This window comes from Streptomyces sp. CNQ085 (genome assembly GCF_022614595.1).
Taxonomy (GTDB): domain Bacteria; phylum Actinomycetota; class Actinomycetes; order Streptomycetales; family Streptomycetaceae; genus Streptomyces.
The window spans coordinates 1-19,633 of sequence record NZ_JAJFAU010000023.1; the positions used below are offsets into that span (position 1 = coordinate 1).

Below are 19,633 nucleotides of genomic sequence, written 5' to 3' on the forward strand. Positions count from 1 at the left end.
TCCTCTCCCATCTGCCACAGCATCCAGCATGTACTCGCCTGGTCCCTATGGCGAAGAAAAAGCCAAGCCCGAACCCGCATCAGTCACTACAGACGCAGGCAACGTCACGGAGTGTCGTTGCAGTAGTAGGACATGTTGGCCTGGAGCGCCAGGTACCACATCAGGGCGTCCTTGACCTGCGGACTGTTCGACAGCCGGGCCAGGCCGGTGACCGCCTGCACCTGTGTGGCGACCTGGTCCGAGCCGTCCGTGCCGTAGCGGTGACGGGCCTGCAGGAGCGTGGTGGTGGCCCCGAGGTAGAGGTTGCCCGCGGCCCGCCACTTGCCGTTCCCCGGCATGAGCATTCCCAGGCTGCAGGCCACGCGCGTCGCGTGCAGGGCCAGAGTGGTCCGCCTGCCGCTCACGGCGCTGGTGAGCTTCTGGACGGCGGGAATCCTGCTCTCCGGGGTCTGCTTCATGATCTCCCAGTCGTTGAGACCACCCGGACCCAGATTCCGATGCTGGTGAAGATATTCCAGGGAGGAGGAGAGACTGGAAAGGGCGGCGAGACGCTCTGATACGCCTATCGCGCGGTCCCTGGAAATCGGAATCGGTGAGAACAGCGAAGAAGAGATCTTCTTTAGCATCTTCATGCCGAGGCTTTCCTCTGCGTCGAGCCGGCCGAGGGTAGGATCGCGAGGGCTGCCGGGCCGCGATTCCGCCGCGGCCCGACAGCTCTCTCAGCTCCCGGGGAACGGCCCCCGGAAGTATCCTTCAGAAGCCCGTGGGGCCTCCGAACAGATGGTGCTCAGCGGCAGAGCGGGTCAGCCCGCGGTCGGCCGGCCTCGTACGCCTGGACGGTGACCCACGCGGCGCCGGCGCCGCTGGCGAACCCGACGCCGAAGGCGACCAGGCCCGGGGTGGCCTGGATGGGCATCATCGCGCCGAACTCACCGTGGGTCTCGTCCGTCAGCTCCTCGGGGGTGACGGCGACGACGCTCTCAACGATCTTGCTCATTGCGTTCTCCTTCGGGAATCGACTGTCGTACGACAGGTCAGCCGACGACGCGGCCGGTGACGTAGGCGCCCACCACGGAGCCGGCGCCGAAGACGGCACCGCCGACGTACCAGCAGGTGGCGACGGCGCCGGGGGTGGCCAGCACCGGGGCCGGGGTGTCGTCCTGGTAGCCCTGCTCCAGCGGACCGAAGTCCTGCTCGTTCATGAAGGCGGCGACCTTCTGCTCCATTTCTTTCCTCCTGTTTCTCAGACTTACGTGGAATACACTCGGGATGTTGCACGGTGGTGCTTCCGGACCGATGAACGGGTCCGGTCGTGCCCGGCGGAAAACACCGGGCAGATCATGGAGGGAGACACGACTCCCGATATCCGGCGGAAAGTATCCGAGCAGCACCGCACCCCGGACGCTACGCGCGTCACACACGGGAAAGAGAAAATTCCACCCATGCGTTCGCAACCCAGGCAGCGGATGAAGCGGAAATTGATCCCGTCTCTGCCGCGGGCGAATCACATCGCCGCCGGAAATGGAATACCCTGCGAAATGCCCGCAAGGCGCGCAGCCGGCACCGGCCCTCGGCGGCAGGGGCCGCGCACGCGTGCGGCACCCCAGGGACCGTGAGGCCGGTCGAACGGGCAGGACGGAACTCGGCGCAGACCGGGGTGGCGCTCGCCCGCCACCGGGGGAACCGGTGGCTCACAGAAGGGCAGGACCGCCCGGCAGCACGGCCGAGGGACTCGGAAAGAGGCTCTCGTTCACTTCCGGCCGGGCGGTCGGGCCCGTCCGGTGGAACCAACATCGGCACAGAAGGACCTCTGTCGCCGGTACTTACTTCTCGCATGCTTCCCCCTGGCCGGTTTCCATATGCCTGCTTTACGGTTCCGAGGATTATCCACTGCTCCCTGCCGGTCGCGCAGGGACCGCAACATGCTTGCCTTTCGGGATATACACACGCGTCACAGAATAACCAGGGGAAAGGAAAGGAATGTTCGATTCCTCTTCTCGGTCGAAAAGGTCATGACGCCTCCGGCGGAGGCCGGCCACCCGAGGCAAAAATTTGGCCACTCCACACCGAAGACGATTACCTGAGACACCGTCCGCCATCTTCGACCGAAACCCTCAAATACGAATCGAAGACATTTTGCCACTATGCCCGTCTTGTCGATTTCCGGTGCCCGTCCGCGGCATTCCCTCCCCCGGCCCGTGGATCCCGGGCCCACGGGCGCCCGCGGGTGACGGGCGTCATGTCGCAGGTCACGGCCGCCTTCCGGGAGGATGACCGGATGCGCGTGCTCTTCGTCGGCGACTCCATGACCATCGGCAGCGCCGGTGAGCACACCTGGCGCCACCGCATGTGGCGGCATCTGGAGCGCGCCCGCGGGCCCCACGGCGCCGCGTACGAGATCGTCGGCCCGCGCGAGGCGCTGTACGACAAGGCCGTCGGCGCCCCTCTCTCCCACGACTACGCCGACCCCGCCTTCCCCGCCGCCGCCCGCCGTCATCTCGCCGGCTGGGGCGAGGGCTGGCTGCACATGGCGCCGGTGATAGCCGGCGCGGTGCGCGAGCACCGCGCCGACACCCTGCTGGTCTTCCTGGGCCTGATCGACCTCGGCTTCTACACCGGCTCCGACGCCACCGCCGCCAGCGTCCGCCACTTCGTCGCCGAGGCACGCTCCGCCGAACCGCGGGTGCGGATGGTGCTGCTGCCGGTGATCCCCAACACGAGGGCGCGGCACGACATATTCTTCGCCGCCGAGTGCGAACGCTTCAACGAACTGCTGACCGAGGCCGTGGCCGAGCTGTCCACCCCCGCCTCGCCCCTGCTGACGGCCACCCCGCCGCACGACTGGGACCTGGCCCACGACACCTACGACGGCACCCACCCCACCGCCCGTGGCGAGCACCGCATCGCCGCGGCCTTCGCCGACGCGATGCACCGGGCCTGGGACGTGGGCGGCCCGTACGCCGCGGGCGTGGTGGGGGCTCAGCCGGGCACGCTCCGCGCCCGCCGCCCGGCCGGGCGGGCCGCCGCGGGGTGACGGGGCACGCTGCCGCCCCCGCCGCTCCCCCGCCCCCGGCTCAGGTCGTGTACTGGGAGTTCAGGCGCACGTATCCCTCGGTGAGGTCGCAGCCGTAGACGGTGAAGCGGCCTTCCCCGATGCCGAGGTCGATGCCGATCACGACCTCCTCGCTGCCCTTCAGGTAGGCGGCCACCGACTCGCGGCGCCGGTCCTCGTCCGGCCCGGGCGGGTAGACGCCGATGTCACCGAACCGCACGGTGACATGCTCCGGGGCGATGTCCAGGTCCTCCTGGCACTTCCCGATGGCCATCACGACCCGTCCCCAGTTCGGGTCGGCTCCGTGGACGGCCGTCTTGACCAGCGGGGAGTTGACCACCGTCTTCCCGACGCGCTTGGCCTGCGCCGTGTCGCGGGCGCCCTGCACCTCGACCTGGATCAGGGTGGAGGCCCCTTCGCCGTCGGAGGCGATCATCTTCACCAGTCCCAGTGCGACCGTGTGGAGAGCCTGTTCGAAGGCCTCGGGATCGACCGGACCGGCGAGCCCGTTCGCGAAGAGGGCGGCGGAGTCGGAGGTGGAGGTGTCGGTGTCGATGGACACGGCGTTGAACGTGGTGTCCATGACCCGCTTGAAGACCGCCTTCAGTGTCTCCCCGTCCAGCTCGGCGTCGGTGACGAAGAAGGTCAGCAGGGTCGCCATGTCGGGCTCCAGCATGCCGACGCCCTTGGCGATGCCGGTCAGGGTCGCGTCGCCGATCCGTGCGGTCAGGCACTTCGGGTGGGTGTCCGTGGTCATGATCGCCCGCGCGGCCGCCTCCATGTCCCGCGATCCGGTCGGCGGCGGCCACGTGAGCCCGTCCAGGTGACCGACGATCCGCTCCATGGGGTACTGGCGCCCGATGACCCCGGTGGAGGCGATCAGCAGTTCGTCGGGGGCGATCCCGAGGGCGCGTGCGGTGGTGTCCCGCACCACGGCGGCGTTCCGCGCCCCCTGCGCGCCCGTGGCGACATTGGCGTTGCGGGCGATGACGACCACACCGCGCGCCACGCCGTCCTCCACCGCGGCACGCGAGAGGGCCACGGACGGACCGGCGAACCTGGACCGGGTGAAGACCGCCGCGGTGCGGGCCGGGACGTGCGAGGCGATGACGCACAGGTCGTCACGCCCGTCGTCGTCGATTCCGACGGGAGCGGTGTGGATGTTGAATCCGCGGGGTACGGCGCCGTGCATGGCGAGATCCGCCTTTCGATATCGGTTCGGGCACCCGAGTGGTGTGCGACGACGGGGCGGGCAGGAGGCCCGCGGCCCGTCGTCCCATGCCCTTGGTACCAGACGACGCGTGCGTCGCACTCCCGGAAACGTGCGCCGTGTGGCAGGTATGCGCCCCTCCCCGCCGCGCCGGGGGCGGCCCCGACGGGCGCGCCCTCCCGCCCGCTACACGGAGCCCTCGTCCACGACCGACAGCACCGCGTAGTCGTACATCCCGTATGCCGGGGACATCCTGACGTTCGCGGCCCTCCGCCCCCGGAACACGACCGATTTGACGTACATGTAGGGGCACATGACGGCCTCGTCCATGGCGGCACGGTCCACGGCGGCCCAGATCCGGGCCCGCTCCTTGTCGTCGCGCGTCGCCGCGCCGGCGTCGAGGAGCGCGTCGATCCGCGGTGAGGCGAGCTCTCCGAGGTTCTGGTTCCCCCTCTCCTTGATCGCCCGCGAGTCGGCGATCTGCTGGAGGAAGCCGTAGCCGTCGGGGAAGTCGGCGGCCCAGCCGAACATCACGATCCCGATCCCGTGTTCCCGCACGTACTCGGGGACGCCGACCGCCTTGGTGAAGTAGTCACCGGAGGAGAACGGGATCACCTCGGCACGGATGCCGGCGCGCGCCAGCCCGCGTGACAGGGCGAGCGCGGCGTTCCACTCCTTGGTGCGGTCCTCACGGGCGGCGATCCTGGTGGTGAAGCCGTCCGGGAGGCCGGCACGTGCCAGCTCGCGCCGGGCCGCCTCCAGGTCCCCCGTGCCGTCGGGGCCGACCGGGTAGCGGTCGAAGGGGTCGTACCCCACCACGGAGGCGGGCAGGAGGGTGGTGGCGATCTCCCCCGCGGCGTCGCCCCCGTAGGCGGCGAGCATCGCCGCCTTGTCAGTGGCGTACTGCACGGCGCGCCGGGCGTGCACGTTCTTCAGCGGGCCGATGTTCTGGTTGAGGCAGTAGAGCCAGACGAAGCCCGTCCGCGGATTGTCCACCCGCTGCCGCAGCTCCGGATCGGACAGGATCAGCGCCTGGGTCTCGGGCTGCACTCCGACGCCGGCGAGGTCGATGTCCGCCTCTCCGTCGAGCAGGACGCGGTCGACCTCCGGGCCGCTCATGCCGAGCCGGACCGTGATCCGGTCCGGCAGGCCCGTCCGTACGGGATCGGTCGCGGCCTCCCAGTGCGGGTTGCGGTGGAGCGTGAGCCGGGCGCCAGGTGTGTAGGTGTCGATGCGGTACGGGCCCGAGGACACCGGGTGGCGGTGGTACTCGGGGAAGCTGTCGCGCTCACGCGGCACCGCTATCGTGGTGGGCAGCGCGGCGAGGTAGTCGAAGGCCGCGAAGGGCTCGCGCAGCCTGAAGACGATGGTGCGGTCGTCCGGGCACTCCATCCCCCCGGGACCGGTGAGGTACTGGCGGAAGTACGCGGGGCCCCCGCGCGTGGCCGGCGCGCCGTAGACCTCCTCGGGGTAGGCGGCCCGCAGCACCGCGTACCTCACGTCCTCCGACGTGACGGGCGTGCCGTCCTCGAACCGGATCCCCTCCCGCAGCCGGTAGGTCCAGGTGCGTGAGTCCTCGGACGCCTCGCCGAGTGCCTCCGCCAGGTCCGGCACGAGGCGCGGGCCGCCCTCCGCGTCGGTCGTGTAGCCGACGAGCGGACGCCCGATGAGCCGGATGAAGTTCCAGGTGTACGCGTAGTACGTGTCGGCGGGATCGAGCGAGTCGAAGTCGTCGGTGCGGACGTATCTGAGCGTCCCGCCCCGGTGGTCGGACGGGTTCACGGTGTCGTGGGCTTTCGCGTTCGGTGCCACGGGGGTCCCAGCGCCTCTCTCGTCGTACGGGTGGTGTGGAAGGCTCGTGCGCCCGGCCTAGCTCTCCCCGTCCGCGTCCGGCGGCCGGCGGATGCTCAGTTCCCACATGCTCCGCGTGCCGGCGTGGGCGAACCCGAAACCGGCGTTGATGCGGAGCATGTGCGCGTTGTCCGACGCGTTCCAGGTGTCCACCTGGGCCAGCCGGGGCTCGGCGGCCCTGCACACGGCCAGGTTGTGCGCCTTGACCAGCAGTCCCAGGCCCCGTCCCCGGTAGGCGGGGTCGACCACGGTGACGGCCTGGAGTGCGTTGTCCGGGTTGCTCCGCGTCATGGACAACGCGGTCCAGGCGGCCATCTGCCCCGTACGGGTGTCGATGATGCCGCACTGGTAGGCGCGTCGGCCGCGGGCGATGCGCATCCGCTCGAAGTCACGGATACGGCTCACCGCGCTCGGCTGGGGTTCCCAGCCGAGCTGTCCGGTGGGGGCGTCGGAGGAGAGTGTGGCCTCCAGCCGGGCGGCCTGCACCACCAGGTCATCGGGAACCGTCGATCCCCAGAAGCGGAGACTCAGGGGTTCGGGGAGCGGGGCGGGGGCGGGTGCGGCGTCGACATGGAGCCGCAGATGCTGGAAGGAGGCGAGGTGCCGGGCTCCCAGGCCGGTGGCGAAGCGGTGCCCGGGGGTCGCCGCGGGGTCGCCCGGCCCGGCGTCCCCGACCAGCAGGATGCGCGAGCGGCCGTGAGCGGTGGCGCGCTCCCGGACGAGCTCCGCGACCCGTGCCCCCACGCCCTGTCCGCGGAAGGCGGGATGGACGAGGAGGACGCTCGCGGTGACGGTTCCGGAGTTCTCCTCCAGCGGGAACTCCAGGCGCAGGGACGCGACGCAGTGCCCGTCCGCGTCGTAGGCCGCCCACTCCTCGATCCCGGTGGCCGGGGGGGCGACGGAGAGGGAGCCCTCCAGGTCGGCCGGGCAGGGAGGAGGCAGATGGGGGAGGTCGGCGGCGTGTCCGGCCAGGCGCAGGCCGTGCACGTCACCGACCGCGCGGCGGTCGGCGGGGTCGACGGCTGTGAGGGATATCTTCATCGGGCCACTCCCATTGCCTGGACGTCGTACAGACCGAACGCGGGATGCACGTAGGCATCGGTGACGTCGGGGTGCCGGTAGTGCAGTGTGCGGTCGTGGGCCATCGGGAGGATGACGGCCCGCTCCATGACCGTCTCCTCGACGCGTTGCCAGAGCCGGCTCCGGGCGACGGGGTCGGCGAGGGCCTGGGCCTCGTCGATGAGGCGCCGGACGAGCGGGTCGTCGAGTTCGGCGAAGTTGAAGTTGCCGCCGCCGTGCTTGATCTGGCGTCCGTCCACCAGGGGGGCCAGGAAGCCGTACTCGGTGGGGTAGTCGGCTCCCCAGTCGGTGACGCCGAGGCCGAGACCGAGAGCACGCACGGTCTCGGGGTGGCCCAGGCCGGAGCGGTAGTACGAGGCGGTGTCCAGGACTTCGACGTGGGCGCGGATGCCCACCCGGGCGACGGCGTCGGCGAGGGTCCGGGCGACGAGCTCGAACTTGCCCGGCTGGGTGGCGATCCTGGTCTCGAAGCCGTCGGGAAGTCCCGCGGCGGCCAGTTCGGCGCGGGCGGCGGCCAGGTCGCCGGTGGAGTCCGCACCGCAGGGGTAGCGGTCGTGGCCGGTGTGGGAGGGCAGGGTGGGGGGGATCAGGCTGGTGGCGAGCGACCCGCCCACCCCGTCCCCGCCGCGTGCCTCCAGGAGTGCGGCCTTGTCGGCGGCGTAGAACACGGCGCGTCTGGCGTGGACGTCGCCGAAGGGGGGCACGCACGTCTGCACGGTGATGTACTGGAGGAAGCCGGTGGCGGGGTTGTCGGCCCGGGCCCGCAGCACGGGGTCGGCGAGGATCATGTCGCGTGCGGCGTGCTGGATGCCGCGGCCCTCGACGTCGATGTGGAACTCGCCGGCGATGAGGCGGCGGTCCATCTCGTCGACGTCCACTCCGAAGGTGACGGTCATGTCGTCCGGCAGTGCGGGGCGGACGGGGTCGGTGGCGCGGTCCCACACCGGGTTGCGTACGAGGTGGAGGAAGTCTCCGGCGCGGTAGTGGCCGATGCGGTACGGCCCGGAGCACACCGGCGCCTTCTCGTAGTCTTCCCGGGTGTCGTGACGGGCCGCCACCGGTGCCGTGTTGGGCTGCGCCATCACGTAGTCGAAGTCGGCGAACGGCCGCTTGAGGCGGAAGCGGAGAGTGCGGTCGTCCGGGACCTCGACGGCCCGGCAGCGCTGCCCGTCGTAGGGGCCCCGGTAGCCGCCGTGGTCGAGCAGGTCGAGGAGGTAGGTGGGGCCGCCGGGGAGGGTGTCCTGCGCGAAGACCCGCTCCACGGCGTGGGCGATGTCACGGGCGCGGACGAGCTCACCGGTCTCGAACCGGACGCCGTCGCGTATCCGGTACGTCCACGTCAGACCGGCGTCCGACACCTCGCCCGGGCCGGTCGCCAGGTCCGGTACGACCCCGGGGGTGACCGGATCGGTGCCGAAGGCCATGAGGGTGCGGTGCATGGTCCGCTGCAGCAGCCAGGACCACACGTAGTAGGTGCGGGCGGGATCGAGCGAGTCGACGTCGGCCGAGGCCACCATGGCCAGCCGGCCTCCGGGCTTGCCTCCGGGGTTCGCCACGGCCCTGACGGCGCCGTTCCAGCCGGACATCAGCTGAGCTCCTTCACATACAGGTACTGCGCGGAAAGGGAGCATCCGCGGGACACCTTGGCGTCCGTGGAACCTATGCCGTGGTGGACTGTCCTGACACCGTGTCGCGGAGCGTGGTCGGCGAGCGTGTAGTACAGCAGCTCGTAGTAGAGGGGCAGCTTGCCCACGGCCTCGTAGTCGAAGCCGGCGCGGTGGGCGAACCAGGCGCGGTCGTGGGAGAGGACCAGGGCGAAACCCACGACGGTCCCGTCCAGTACGGCCCTGGACACGAGCGCGCCGTCGCCGAGGCGCTCCGCGGCGGCCCGCAGGACGGCCTCGGAGCGTTTCGGGTCCCAGCCCGTCATGCCGTACTTGGCGAACAGCCTCGTCTCCAGGGCGGCGAGCCGGGGGATGTCGGCGGCGTCCAGGGGGGCGAGGGTGATCCCGACGTCCGAGGCCTCGATGCGGCGCCGCTCGGCGCGCACCCGGCGCGAGCGCCGGGCGGGGAGTGCGAGGGCGTAGTCCATGAAGCCCTCGCCGGGCAGGGCGAGGGAGGCGAACTGCCCGGACAGGTGGGAGATGTAGCCGCGTTCGCGGAGCACGTCGCGCTGGATCCGGTCGGACGCGTCCACGTACGGCAGGCAGATCGACCGGCATCCGTCGCGGGAGGCGAGGCGCTCGGCCTGTTCGAGGACCTGGTGCGCCGTTTCCGCGCCGGCGTCGGGGTGCAGCATCAGCCGGGTCCGGCCCAGGTGCCGGCCGCCGCACATCATCGACGGCATGAGGCGCTCCACCTCGCCGAGTCCGGTGAGGATCCCCGCGGCGCCGTCCATGCCCTCCTCGGCGCAGTGCCGGATCAGCAGATCGGTACGGCCCAGCGACCAGGGGGAATCACGGGTGGCCCGCACCATCGGCAGCGCCGCCAGCACACGGCCGTCCGCCCGGGCGGTGAGGTACCCCATCCACGCTCCGGCGGAGTCCTGCAGAACACGCATCCAGTCGGGGCGGAGGAAGAAGTCCTCCGCCCCGACGAGCGCGTCCCAGCCGGCTTCACGCGCCTCCTCGGGCGTCTGCCATTGGTTGATCACAGCTCCACCGCTCACAGAGCAGATGCTCGGGCGTGGTGGTCTCCGCCCACTCTCGACGCACTCCCTGATAGCCGCTGGAGAGAAAGGCGAGAGAGCTCCGCCGCAGGGTTCTTCCTGCCTTTCGTCGTCCCGTGAACAGGAGACCCGTCCCATGTCCCGTGTATCCACCGGCCCGAGTGGGCAGCCGACCACCGCACACGCCCTCCTCAAGCGCCTGCGCGAGCACGGTGTCGAGAAGGTGTTCGGCGTCGTCGGCCGTGAGGCCGCCTCGATCCTGTTCGACGAGCAGGACGGCATCGAGTTCGTCCTGACCCGCCACGAGTTCACCGCCGGGGTCGCCGCCGACGTGCTGGCCCGCATCACCGGCCGTCCCCAGGCATGCTGGGCCACCCTGGGGCCCGGCATGACCAACCTGGCCACCGGTATGGCCACCAGTGCCCTCGACCGCTCCCCGGTCATCGCGATGGCGGCCCAGTCGGAATCGCACGACATCTTCCCCAACGACACCCACCAGTGCCTCGACCTGGTCAGGATCGCCGAGCCGGTCTCGAAGTACGCCGTCGAGCTGCAGCGCCCGCGCGAGATCACCGACCTGGTCGACTCGGCCGTCACGACCGCGATGACCGAGCCGGTCGGCCCCTCCTTCATCAGCCTCCCGGTGGACCTCCTGGGCTCCTCCGAGGGCATCGACCTCGACGAGGACCACGGTCCCGCGCTCACCCCCGGCAAGCCGATCACCGCGGTCCAGCCCGGCTGGGAGGAGCGCGCGGACCAGGCCGTCGCCCTCCTGCGCGAGGCCGCCAACCCGGTGTTCGTCGTCGGCGCCGCCGCGATCCGTGCCGGAGCGGTACCCGCGATCCGGGCACTCGCGGAGCGCCTCAACGTCCCCGTGATCACCACGTACATCGCCAAGGGCGTGCTGCCGCACAAGCACGAGCTGAACTACGGCGCCGTCACCGGCTACATGGACGGAATCCTGTCGTTCCCCGCGCTGGAGTCCCTCTTCGGCCCGGCCGACGTCATCCTCACCCTGGGCTACGACTACGCCGAGGACCTGCGCCCCTCGATGTGGGAGCGGGGCAGGGAGAAGCGGACCGTCCGGGTCTCCCCGACCGCCAACCCCGTTCCGCGGATCTACCGGCCGACGGTGGACGTGGTCACGGACGTGCTCGCCTTCGTCGAGCACCTGGACGCCGGCACCGCGGACGTGCGGCCGAAGGACCGGCACGAGATCACGGCCGTGCGGGAGCGGATCGGTGAACTGCTGTCCGACCCGAAGGCGTACGACGACGGCATGCGCGTCCACCAGGTGATCGACTGCATGAACACCGTCATGGACGAGAGCGCGAACGACAGCGAGGGAACGATCGTCTCGGACATCGGTTTCTTCCGGCACTACGGCGTGCTCTTCGCCCGCGCCGACCAGCCGTACGGGTTCCTCACCTCGGCCGGCTGTTCCAGCTTCGGCTACGGCATCCCCGCCGCCATCGGCGCTCAGCTGGCCCGGCCCGGTCAGCCGACGTTCCTGATCGCCGGCGACGGCGGTTTCCACTCCAACAGCGCCGATCTGGAGACCATCGCCCGGCTCGGCCTGCCGATCGTCACGGTCGTGGTGAACAACGACACCAACGGCCTCATCGAGCTGTACCAGAACATCGGACACCACCGCAGCCACGATCCGGCGGTCAAGTTCACCGGGGTGGACTTCGTGCAGCTCGCCCAGGCCAATGGTGTTGAGGGGGCCAGAGCGACGACACGTGACGGCCTGGTCGCCGCGCTGCGCAAGGGCGTCGAGCTGGGCCGGCCCTACCTGATCGAGGTCCCGGTGAACTACGAGTTCGCCGCGGGCGGCTTCGATGCGCTGAAGATCTGACATGACCCAGACCGACCTTCCCGCAGCCTTCGGTTTTCTGGCCTCCGCCCACACCGGCGGAGGCCCGATCCCCACGGCGGTGTTCGCCACGCGCGGCCGGCACACCCGGTTGTCCGAGCGGTTGCGCGCGCAGACCGTGGACGCCGTTCTGGTCCATCCCGACGCCGGTCCGCGCGGGGCGCACGCTTCCGACGGGGACATCCTGGTGCTGTTCGCCGGGGAGATCTACAACCGTGACGAGATCGACGGGACTCTGAGCTCCTCCTCGAACGCCTCGGAGGTCTCGGACGCCGAGCTGGTCTCCGCCCTGTTCGAGAAGTACGGTCCCCACGCGTTCCGGATGATCAACGGCCGGTACGCCGCGCTGCTCGTCGCGGGCACCCGCGTGCTGGCGGCCACGGACCACGCGGGATCGGTCCCGCTGTACGTACGCCCCGAACCGGGGCACGTGCTGGCCGCCACCGAGGTGAAGGTGCTGGCTTCGGCCGGTGCGGCGGTCCGCGGTGCCCCGGTCCCGGGGGCGCGCCGCATCCGGGGGCTTCCGGGGCTCCACCAGGTTCCCGCCGGGGCGGTGTTCGACATCCGTGCGGACACCGGTGAGGTGACGGTGCACCGGACCTGGACACCCCCGGTGCACCGGCTCCTGGCCGAGGAGGGCGAGGCCGTCAACAGTGTCCGCGCGGCGCTGGAGAAGGCCGTGGTCCGGCGCCTCCGCGGCGGCAGGCCGCTGGTGGTCCTGTCGGGAGGAATCGATTCCTCCGCCGTGGCCGCGCTGTCCGCCGGCGCGGCCACGGCGGGGATCGACACCCTGTCGATGGGGACGGACGTCTCGGACGAGTTCCCCCAGGCCCGGGTGGTCGCGGAGCATCTGGGCTCACGGCACCGGGAGATCACCGTCGGCTCCGGGGACCTGCTGGCCCTGCTTCCGCACACCGTTCACGCCGCCGAGTCCCTGGACCCGGAGGTCATCGAGTACCTTCTGCCGCTGACCGCGCTGTACCGCCGGATCCACGGATCACCGCGGAGAGTGCTCACCGGGTACGGAGCCGACATCCCTCTGGGCGGCATGCACCGGGAGGACCGGCTGCCGGACCTGGACACCGCGGTGGCGGTCGACATGGACACCTTCGACGGGCTCAACGAGATGAGCCCGGTGCTGTCGGCGACGGCCGGCCACTGGTCCACCCATCCTTACTGGGACCGCGAGGTACTGGAGTTGCTGACCGTGCTGGAGGCCGGTCTGAAACGCAGGTACGGGCGGGACAAGTGGGTGCTGCGCACCGCCATGTCCGACCTGTTGCCCGCCGAGACCGTCAACCGTCCCAAGCTCGGTGTGCACGAGGGCTCCGGGACGACCACGTCCTTCTCCCTGCTGGTCCGCCGGGCGGGCGCGGCTGAGGACGAGGTCGCGGCCGTCAAGGCGCGGGTCGTCCAGCGGTTGTTCGACCTGACCGTGGTGGGCCGTGTGCACCCGGACGATGTCGAGGTCGAGCAGATCATCGGGAAGATTCTGGCCGAGGGCGGACGATGACCACATACGAGCGGTTCCGGGGCAAGCGGCTCGCCGTCGTCGAGTCGATGCTGCACGACGCCTTCTACTCCGGCATCCACCGCGCACGGGACTTCGGCTGCGAGGTGTGGCTGCTGGTACAGGGAGAGGAGTGGTACACCGGGGGCACGCGGCCGTTGGCCGAGCATCCGCTGGGCCGGGTCGACCGCGTGCTGCACGTCGACACGCACGACTGGCGTGCCGTGACCGATGCCCTCACCGACGAGGAGGGCAAGCCCCTGGTGGACGGGGTGCTGTCGTTCTCCGACTACCACACGGAGGTGACCGCCCGCGCGGCCGAGGCCCTGGGGCTGCCCTCCCAGGGGCTGGAGGCGGTGCGCGCGGCCAACCACAAGCACCTGCTGCGGGCCGCACTGGACGGGGACCCGGCCAATGTGCGGTGGCGGCTGGTGACCCGCGCCGGGGAACTGGACGAGGCGATGGCCCATGTCGGGTTGCCCCTGATCGCGAAACCCCCCTCCGAGGCCATCTCCTACGGGGTCCGCAAGTGCGCGACCCGCGAGGAGGCGGTCGAGGCGTGGCGGGAGCTGTCGGGCATCCGGCAGTCCCTGCGGGGGCAGCCGCGCCCCGGGCACGTGCTCCTGGAGGAGTACGTGCGGGGCACCGAGATCAGTGTCGAGTCGATGACCGTGGGCGGAGTCACCCACTTCTTCGGCGCCACGTCCAAGTACCTGCACGGACGGACCATGCTGGAGGAGGCCCACTCCTTTCCGCTCGCCCTCGAAACCGGTGTCTGGGACGGGATCCGGTCCTGCGTGGACCGGGCCCTGCGGGCGATCTCCTACCGGCAGGGCCCGGCCCACACCGAAGTGATGATCACCGAGGACGGGCCGCGCGTCATCGAGGTGAACCCGCGTCTGCCGGCCCACATGATCTCCACGATGGTCACCGACGTCTGCGGGACCAACCCCCACCTGGACGCGAAGCTGCTCGCCCTCGGTCTGGAGTGCGTGCCCAAGGGCGCTCCCGGCCGGGGTGTGGCGGGGGGCGCCGCCGTGGTGGTGCTCTTTCCCGACGAGAGCGGCGAGTTCACCCGTATCGACGGCCTGGACGAGGCCGAACGGCTCGGTGCTTCGGTCCGCCTCCACCACGAGCCGGGCGATCTGGTCGCCGAGAGGCTGGACAACTCGGCCTCCGTGGGCTTCGTCTACGCGCACGGCCGCACCGCCGAGGACGCACTGGCCAGGGCCCGGCACGCGGCAGGACGCATCCGCATCCACACCCGGAGGGCTGCACCGTGAGCGGTCAGATCAACTCGAGTGTCTCGCCCCGGTACGCGCAGGTCCCGACGTTCATGAGGCTTCCGTACGATCCGGCCCCCGAGGGGATGGACGTCGTCGTGGTCGGGGCCCCCTACGACGGCGGCACCAGCTATCGTCCCGGCGCGCGTTTCGGGCCCCAGCAGATCCGCTGCGAATCCGGGCTCATCCACGGGGTCGGCATCGACCGCGGCCCCGGTGTCTTCGACCTGATCAGGGTGGTGGACGGCGGCGACATCAACCTGACGCCCTTCAACCAGCACATCGCGATCGAGGCGGCGCGGGACCACTTGTCGGCGCTGCTCGCGAACAACTCGGCCTTCCTCATGCTCGGCGGCGACCACTCGCTCACGCTGTCCGCGCTGCGTGCCGTCCACGGCCGTCTCGGCCCGGTGGCCGTGCTCCACCTCGACGCGCACTCGGACACCAACCCCGCGATGATCGGCGGGGAGTTCCACCACGGGACACCCTTCCGGCACGGCATCGACGAGGGGCTCGTCCAGGCGGACGCCATGATCCAGCTCGGTATCCGCGGACACAACCCCAGGCCCGACAGCCTGGACTACGCGCGCGGCCACGGGGTGCGCATCGTCACCGCGGACGAGTTCGCCGACCTGGGGGTGAAGGCCACATCGGACCTGATCAAGGAACGGCTCGGAGACCGCCCGGTGTACGTCTCCGTGGACATCGACGTCTTCGACCCCGCGTTCGCCCCCGGTACGGGCACGCCCGCGCCGGGCGGCCCCACCAGCCGGGAGGTGCTCGCCCTGCTGCGCACGGTGGGTGAGCTGAACCCGGTCGGATTCGACGTGATGGAGGTGTCGCCCGTCTACGACCACGCCGGGATCACCAGCGTACTGGCCACCGAAGTCGGCGCGGAGCTGCTCTTCCAGTATGCCCGCGCGCACCGGACCAAGAAGGAAGAGGAGAGGTAGCATGGCCACTCTGGACGCCACCGAGCACCGGGAACACCTGTCGTCGCTCGCGTCACAGCTTCCCGCCGTCCCCCGTCAGGACATGTACGGCTTCCTGGACTCGGCGCACAAACTCGCGCAGCAGTTGCCGTACGAGATCAGCGACGCTCTCGACGCCTTCAACCGGGTCGGCAACGAGGACGGGTACCTGCTGCTCCGCGGACTTCCGGTCGAGGCGGACGACGAACTGCCCCCGACGCCGACGAGCACGCCGGCTCCCGTCGAGCGGGGGCGTCTCTGCATGGAGGCGTTTCTCGCGATCATCGGCCGGCGCCTCGGCCTGCACACCGGATACGCGGAGCTGCGTTCGGGGACGGTCTTCCACGACGTGTACCCCTCGCCGGGCGCGCACCACCTGTCGTCGGAGACCAGCGAGACCCTGCTGGAGTTCCACACCGAGATGGCCTACCACACGCTGCAGCCCAACTACGTCATGCTGGCGTGCTCCAGGGCCGACCACGAGCGCAGGGCCCAGACCCTCGTGGGTTCGATACGCAAGGCCGTCCGGCTCCTGGACGAGGAGACGATCGACCGGCTCCATGACAACAGGCAGCCCTGCGAGGTCGACGTGGCGTTCCGCGGCGGGGTCGAGGACCCGGGGGCCATCGCGCAGGTGAAGCCGCTGTACGGGCCCAAGGACGACCCCCTCCTGGGGTACGACCGTGAACTGCTCAAGCCCGTGGAGGGGCCGGACACCGAGGCCGTGGCGAAGCTGTCCCAGGCGCTCGACGATGTCACCGAGGGGATCTTCCTCACCCCCGGCGATGTCCTGATCATCGACAACTTCCGCACCACGCACGCGCGTACGCCCTTCTCGCCGCGCTGGGACGGCAGGGACAGGTGGCTGCACCGGGTGTACATCCGCACCAACTCCTACGGCCAGCTCCCCACCGGCGGCGAGCGCGCCGGTGACGTCATCACCTTCACCCCGCGCCGGTAGGTCCGCCGTGAGGACGTCCCGTCCGCTGCGGGCCGGGCCTGCGGCGGACGGGACCACCGGCATCGCCCCGGTTCGCGTCGCGGCGAAACACCACCGCACGCGGCCGGAAGCCTGTGATTCTCGGATCTCCCGTCCTGAAGGGACGCCAAGGGGCCGAGCGGAGGGGCGGGGGGCATGACGCACCGGGCACCGCCCGGTGCGTCATGCCCTCACGACCGCCATGCCCTCACGACCGCCATGCCCTCACGACCGCCATGCCCTCACGACCGGCTCCGGGGCCGTGAACGGACGGCCGGGGAACGGGAACCCGCTCAGGAACGGGGTGCGGACAACGCCGTGTGCGGGGGCGGCTGGTTCGTCGCCGGCCGGGGTGCCAGCCTGCTGTCCTGGCGGAGGATCGCCTGGGCCAGGGTGCGCAGTCCGGGCCCCGGGTCGATGCCGAGCTCCTCGGCGAGGGCCTGCCGCACGTCGTGGAAGACCTTCAGGGCGTCCGCCTGACGGCCCGAGCGGTAGAGCGCGAGCATGAGATCGGCGTGGAGACTCTCCCGCATGGGGTAGTGGTCGACGAGTTCGAGCAGGTCGGGGATGACCTCCTCGTGCCGCCCGAGCTGTAGTTCGAGGGAAGCCCGGTACTGCAGCGCGACGGCGTGTTCCTCCTCGAGCCGGGCGGCCCAGCCACGCAGACCCCGATGTGTGATGTCCACGAGGGCGGGGCCGCGCCACAGCTCGTGGGCCGATCGCACGAGCCGCACCGCCTCGTCGAGCCGGCCTCGTCGCTGCATGGCGCGGGCGTCCGCGATCTTCGTGCGGTAACTCGTCACGTCGACCGAACACAGCTCACTGTTCAGCCGGTATCCGGTGGCACACGACTGAACCGCCTCCGCCGGGCCTCCGGCGTTGACGAGGGCCGTCCGGAGCATCCAGATGCCGGTCTGCACCTGGCCCATCGCGGTTCGGGGAGGCTTGTCGTACCAAACGGCTTCGATCAGGTGGTCGGTGGCGACGATGCGCCCCGGCTGAAGCGCCAGAGTGGCTAAGATCCCCCGCTGACGGTGGCCCGGCACGGTCACGGGTTTCGGACCGACTCCGACCTCGAGCGGGCCCAACACAGCGATGCGGACGGGTCGAGATGTGTCATCTCTGTCATCTGTGAACATCCTGGGATCCTTCACGTGGTGACGCGCGTCGACTTTTGGTCGGACTGTGCGTCAGAAGTAGACGGAAGGCGTAAGGGTTGTGTCAATGGAGGCCTCAGCCTGCGGGTTGATTGGCTGGTTTCACTCAGAACTTCACGTTCGCCCCCGCGGCACCGGATGGCGGACACCGCTCACACAGGAGCGGACGCCCGGCACGGGACGCGGCGTTCGCCGGCCGGCGTCGCGGAGCCGGCGGGCGACCGCGCGGAGCGACACGCATGGAGCGCGGATACGGTTCGCGTCCGGAAACGGCCACGGAAGACACCCCGAGTCCCCCACCGCGGGCCGCGCGCCGGCGCCGGACGGACCGCGGCAGCCCTCTCTCCCCGAGGACGGCCGGAGCGAAGGCCAGTACTTTTTCGGACATTCGACGGCCCGAGTCGCAACCAAAGGTGCGCTTCCCGCGCACCACCCCGGCACATACACCGCACCCCACGCCGATTCCTGTTCGAACCCCGGGCTTCGAATCGGGTCGCGAGCGCGTCTCTTCGCCCGTGGACCAGCGAGAAAACCGGGCCGCGTGGATGTATTTCATGTTTTATGAGGAGGTGGTGTGTCTCTCTCACCCTGCGACGCGTATGACCGGAAACCACAGCCTCCCACCGCACTCTGTGTACCTTCTCGGTTTCAGGTTGTCATCAAGGGAGGGTGTGTGCAGCGGCGACGGCGGATGCTCCTCGGGAGCGCGGTGGCGATCGGCTCGTCGGGGCTGATGGGGCGAAGCGAGCCGAAACACGTCGGCGCCCGCGCCCGGCGCCCCTCCCTGGAGGGGCTGTTCCTCCAGTGGCTCGGGGTGGCCGGCTGGGAACTCGGTTTCGGGGACATCAGGTTGCTCTTCGACCCCTACCTGAGCCGTATGCCCTTCCAGGCGTCCGACGGGTCCCTCGACCCGTCGCTCCCCCTGCGGCGGGACCCGAGGACCGTCGCGGCCGTGGCGGATCGTAACCTATCGGGTCCTCCGGCCCTGATCCTGGTCAGCCACGGACACTTCGACCACCTGGCGGACGTGCCGCAGCTGCTGGCCCACCGGGGGTGGGACGGGCACCGGATCCGCACCCTGTGTGACGAGACGTCCCACCACCTGCTCGCCGCCATGGGCACCCCGGACCGCAGGCTGGCCGATGTGATCCGGGTCCGGGGCGGGGAGTACCTGAGGTTTCCAGGCTTCACCGTCGAGGTGCTGCGCAGTCTGCACAGCCAGTCCGGCGACCACGGCTACTTCGCGCCCGGAACGCACACCGGCCCGCCCCGGACACCGCGGACGATCGGGGATCTGGTCGAGGGCCTGACCCTGGCCTACGTGGTGTCCTTCGACGACGGGCCGTCGGTCTACCTCTCCGGCACCAGCAACCTCGCCGAACGGGAACTCACCGGCCTGCGACCGGACGTCGCCATCGTGGGCATGACCTCGCACAGCGCCGTCCACCGGTACCTGGACCGGCTGCAGAACGCGCTGGGCGAACCGGCGGTACTGTTGCCGAGCCACCACGACGACATGGTCTCCCCGCTCCTCGGGGCGGGCGCCGCGCAGCGGACGGGTGAAAGCACCGGCCGTTCGGCGGCCGCCGTCACACTGGAGAACGCGGCAGCGGCGCGCGGGGCGCGGGGGACGAGGGTCGTCGACCCCGCCCCGCTGCGTCCCTTCGACCTGGCCGCCCCGGCCGGGGGCTGACGGACGGGCCGCGCCCGGCCCGCTGTGACCGGCGGGCCCCGCGAGGAGCCGGCGGATTCACCCGCCCCCGCCGGGCACACCACCGGATTGGTCCCCTCCCCTTCCGTCGCTTCGCCGGGCGACAGTGCCCCGGACACGGAGGTGCTCGCGGGCAGGCTCTTGCCGAACTCTCCGTCGGCTCTCGCTTCGCCGGGCTCACGGCGCCGCACGACACTCGCTCCAGGGCGATGACCTGCGTGAACGCTGGGAACAGCTCAGCGCACCGCCTCGCGGGAACGTTGCGGGGCAGGCGCGGGACGCATA

At 70.6% G+C, this 19,633-nt stretch carries 16 protein-coding genes; 7 read left to right on the forward strand and 9 right to left on the reverse strand.

Annotated elements, in window-relative coordinates:
• Positions 1-104: 104 nt before the first annotated feature.
• From LJ221_RS06780 to LJ221_RS06790, 3 genes are all read right to left on the reverse strand, one after another.
• Positions 105-458, reverse strand: a complete 354-nt coding sequence (locus LJ221_RS06780) for a hypothetical protein (protein ID WP_241714621.1) — start codon at positions 456-458, stop codon at positions 105-107.
• A gap of 329 nt (positions 459-787) precedes the next feature.
• Positions 788-997 carry a hypothetical protein gene (locus LJ221_RS06785; RefSeq protein WP_241714623.1) on the reverse strand — a complete coding sequence of 70 codons (210 nt, stop codon included), beginning with the start codon at positions 995-997 and terminating at the stop codon, positions 788-790.
• A gap of 37 nt (positions 998-1,034) precedes the next feature.
• Positions 1,035-1,226, reverse strand: coding sequence for a hypothetical protein (locus LJ221_RS06790; protein WP_241714626.1), 192 nt, complete (start codon positions 1,224-1,226; stop codon positions 1,035-1,037).
• A gap of 1,052 nt (positions 1,227-2,278) precedes the next feature.
• Here LJ221_RS06790 and LJ221_RS06795 point away from each other — a divergent pair.
• Complete coding sequence (locus LJ221_RS06795) at positions 2,279-3,034, forward strand: GDSL-type esterase/lipase family protein (protein WP_374228396.1); 756 nt, start codon at positions 2,279-2,281, stop codon at positions 3,032-3,034.
• 40 nt (positions 3,035-3,074) lie between these two features.
• Here the strand turns inward: LJ221_RS06795 and argJ are convergent, their stop codons facing one another.
• From argJ to LJ221_RS06820, 5 genes are all read right to left on the reverse strand, one after another.
• Entirely contained in the window at positions 3,075-4,244 is a 1,170-nt protein-coding gene (argJ, locus tag LJ221_RS06800; RefSeq protein ID WP_241714631.1) for a bifunctional glutamate N-acetyltransferase/amino-acid acetyltransferase ArgJ, read from the reverse strand.
• 204 nt (positions 4,245-4,448) lie between these two features.
• On the reverse strand, positions 4,449-6,074 hold the full coding sequence (locus LJ221_RS06805; RefSeq protein WP_241714633.1) for an ABC transporter substrate-binding protein: 1,626 nt from the start codon (positions 6,072-6,074) through the stop codon (positions 4,449-4,451).
• Positions 6,075-6,131: 57 nt separating this feature from the next.
• Entirely contained in the window at positions 6,132-7,154 is a 1,023-nt protein-coding gene (locus tag LJ221_RS06810) for a GNAT family N-acetyltransferase (RefSeq protein WP_241714635.1), read from the reverse strand.
• The gene (locus tag LJ221_RS06815) at positions 7,151-8,779 is read right to left on the reverse strand and encodes an ABC transporter substrate-binding protein (RefSeq protein WP_241714637.1); all 1,629 of its coding nucleotides are present in this window, start codon (positions 8,777-8,779) and stop codon (positions 7,151-7,153) included. The genes LJ221_RS06810 and LJ221_RS06815 overlap by 4 nt, the downstream gene beginning before the upstream one ends.
• The gene (locus LJ221_RS06820) at positions 8,779-9,861 is read right to left on the reverse strand and encodes a GNAT family N-acetyltransferase (protein ID WP_241714638.1); all 1,083 of its coding nucleotides are present in this window, start codon (positions 9,859-9,861) and stop codon (positions 8,779-8,781) included. The genes LJ221_RS06815 and LJ221_RS06820 overlap by 1 nt, the downstream gene beginning before the upstream one ends.
• 136 nt (positions 9,862-9,997) lie before the next feature.
• Here LJ221_RS06820 and LJ221_RS06825 point away from each other — a divergent pair, with 136 nt between their 5' ends.
• The 5 genes from LJ221_RS06825 to cs1 are packed head-to-tail and all read left to right on the forward strand — an operon-like array spanning position 9,998 to position 16,462.
• Entirely contained in the window at positions 9,998-11,719 is a 1,722-nt protein-coding gene (locus tag LJ221_RS06825) for a thiamine pyrophosphate-binding protein (protein ID WP_241714640.1), read from the forward strand.
• A gap of 1 nt (position 11,720) precedes the next feature.
• A complete protein-coding gene (locus LJ221_RS06830) occupies positions 11,721-13,250 on the forward strand; it encodes an asparagine synthase-related protein (protein ID WP_241714642.1) in 1,530 nt (509 codons plus the stop codon).
• Positions 13,247-14,530, forward strand: a complete 1,284-nt coding sequence (locus LJ221_RS06835; protein ID WP_241714644.1) for an ATP-grasp domain-containing protein — start codon at positions 13,247-13,249, stop codon at positions 14,528-14,530. Before LJ221_RS06830 ends, LJ221_RS06835 begins: the two co-directional genes overlap by 4 nt.
• 53 nt (positions 14,531-14,583) lie before the next feature.
• The gene (gene speB / locus LJ221_RS06840) at positions 14,584-15,483 is read left to right on the forward strand and encodes an agmatinase (RefSeq protein ID WP_241714646.1); all 900 of its coding nucleotides are present in this window, start codon (positions 14,584-14,586) and stop codon (positions 15,481-15,483) included.
• A 1-nt stretch (position 15,484) separates the two neighbouring features.
• Entirely contained in the window at positions 15,485-16,462 is a 978-nt protein-coding gene (cs1, locus tag LJ221_RS06845; RefSeq protein ID WP_241714649.1) for a clavaminate synthase Cs1, read from the forward strand.
• A gap of 311 nt (positions 16,463-16,773) precedes the next feature.
• Here the strand turns inward: cs1 and LJ221_RS23265 are convergent, their stop codons facing one another.
• Positions 16,774-17,526 carry an AfsR/SARP family transcriptional regulator gene (locus LJ221_RS23265; protein ID WP_241714651.1) on the reverse strand — a complete coding sequence of 251 codons (753 nt, stop codon included), beginning with the start codon at positions 17,524-17,526 and terminating at the stop codon, positions 16,774-16,776.
• 784 nt (positions 17,527-18,310) lie between these two features.
• Here LJ221_RS23265 and LJ221_RS06855 point away from each other — a divergent pair.
• The gene (locus LJ221_RS06855) at positions 18,311-19,330 is read left to right on the forward strand and encodes an MBL fold metallo-hydrolase (protein WP_241714652.1); all 1,020 of its coding nucleotides are present in this window, start codon (positions 18,311-18,313) and stop codon (positions 19,328-19,330) included.
• The last annotated feature ends 303 nt before the right edge of the window (positions 19,331-19,633 follow it).

Excerpts from the sequence above, each read along its gene's own strand:
- cs1 (WP_241714649.1), top strand. The coding sequence starts at position 15,485 with ATGGCCACTCTGGACGCCACCGAGCACCGGGAACACCTGTCGTCGCTC.
- LJ221_RS06795 (WP_374228396.1), top strand. The coding sequence starts at position 2,279 with ATGCGCGTGCTCTTCGTCGGCGACTCCATGACCATCGGCAGCGCCGGT.
- LJ221_RS06810 (WP_241714635.1), bottom strand. The coding sequence starts at position 7,154 with ATGAAGATATCCCTCACAGCCGTCGACCCCGCCGACCGCCGCGCGGTC.
- LJ221_RS06790 (WP_241714626.1), bottom strand. The coding sequence starts at position 1,226 with ATGGAGCAGAAGGTCGCCGCCTTCATGAACGAGCAGGACTTCGGTCCG.
- LJ221_RS06780 (WP_241714621.1), bottom strand. The coding sequence starts at position 458 with ATGAAGCAGACCCCGGAGAGCAGGATTCCCGCCGTCCAGAAGCTCACC.
- LJ221_RS06825 (WP_241714640.1), top strand. The coding sequence starts at position 9,998 with ATGTCCCGTGTATCCACCGGCCCGAGTGGGCAGCCGACCACCGCACAC.
- argJ (WP_241714631.1), bottom strand. The coding sequence starts at position 4,244 with ATGCACGGCGCCGTACCCCGCGGATTCAACATCCACACCGCTCCCGTC.
- speB (WP_241714646.1), top strand. The coding sequence starts at position 14,584 with ATGAGGCTTCCGTACGATCCGGCCCCCGAGGGGATGGACGTCGTCGTG.
- LJ221_RS06785 (WP_241714623.1), bottom strand. The coding sequence starts at position 997 with ATGAGCAAGATCGTTGAGAGCGTCGTCGCCGTCACCCCCGAGGAGCTG.
- LJ221_RS06830 (WP_241714642.1), top strand. The coding sequence starts at position 11,721 with ATGACCCAGACCGACCTTCCCGCAGCCTTCGGTTTTCTGGCCTCCGCC.
- LJ221_RS06835 (WP_241714644.1), top strand. The coding sequence starts at position 13,247 with ATGACCACATACGAGCGGTTCCGGGGCAAGCGGCTCGCCGTCGTCGAG.
- LJ221_RS06815 (WP_241714637.1), bottom strand. The coding sequence starts at position 8,779 with ATGTCCGGCTGGAACGGCGCCGTCAGGGCCGTGGCGAACCCCGGAGGC.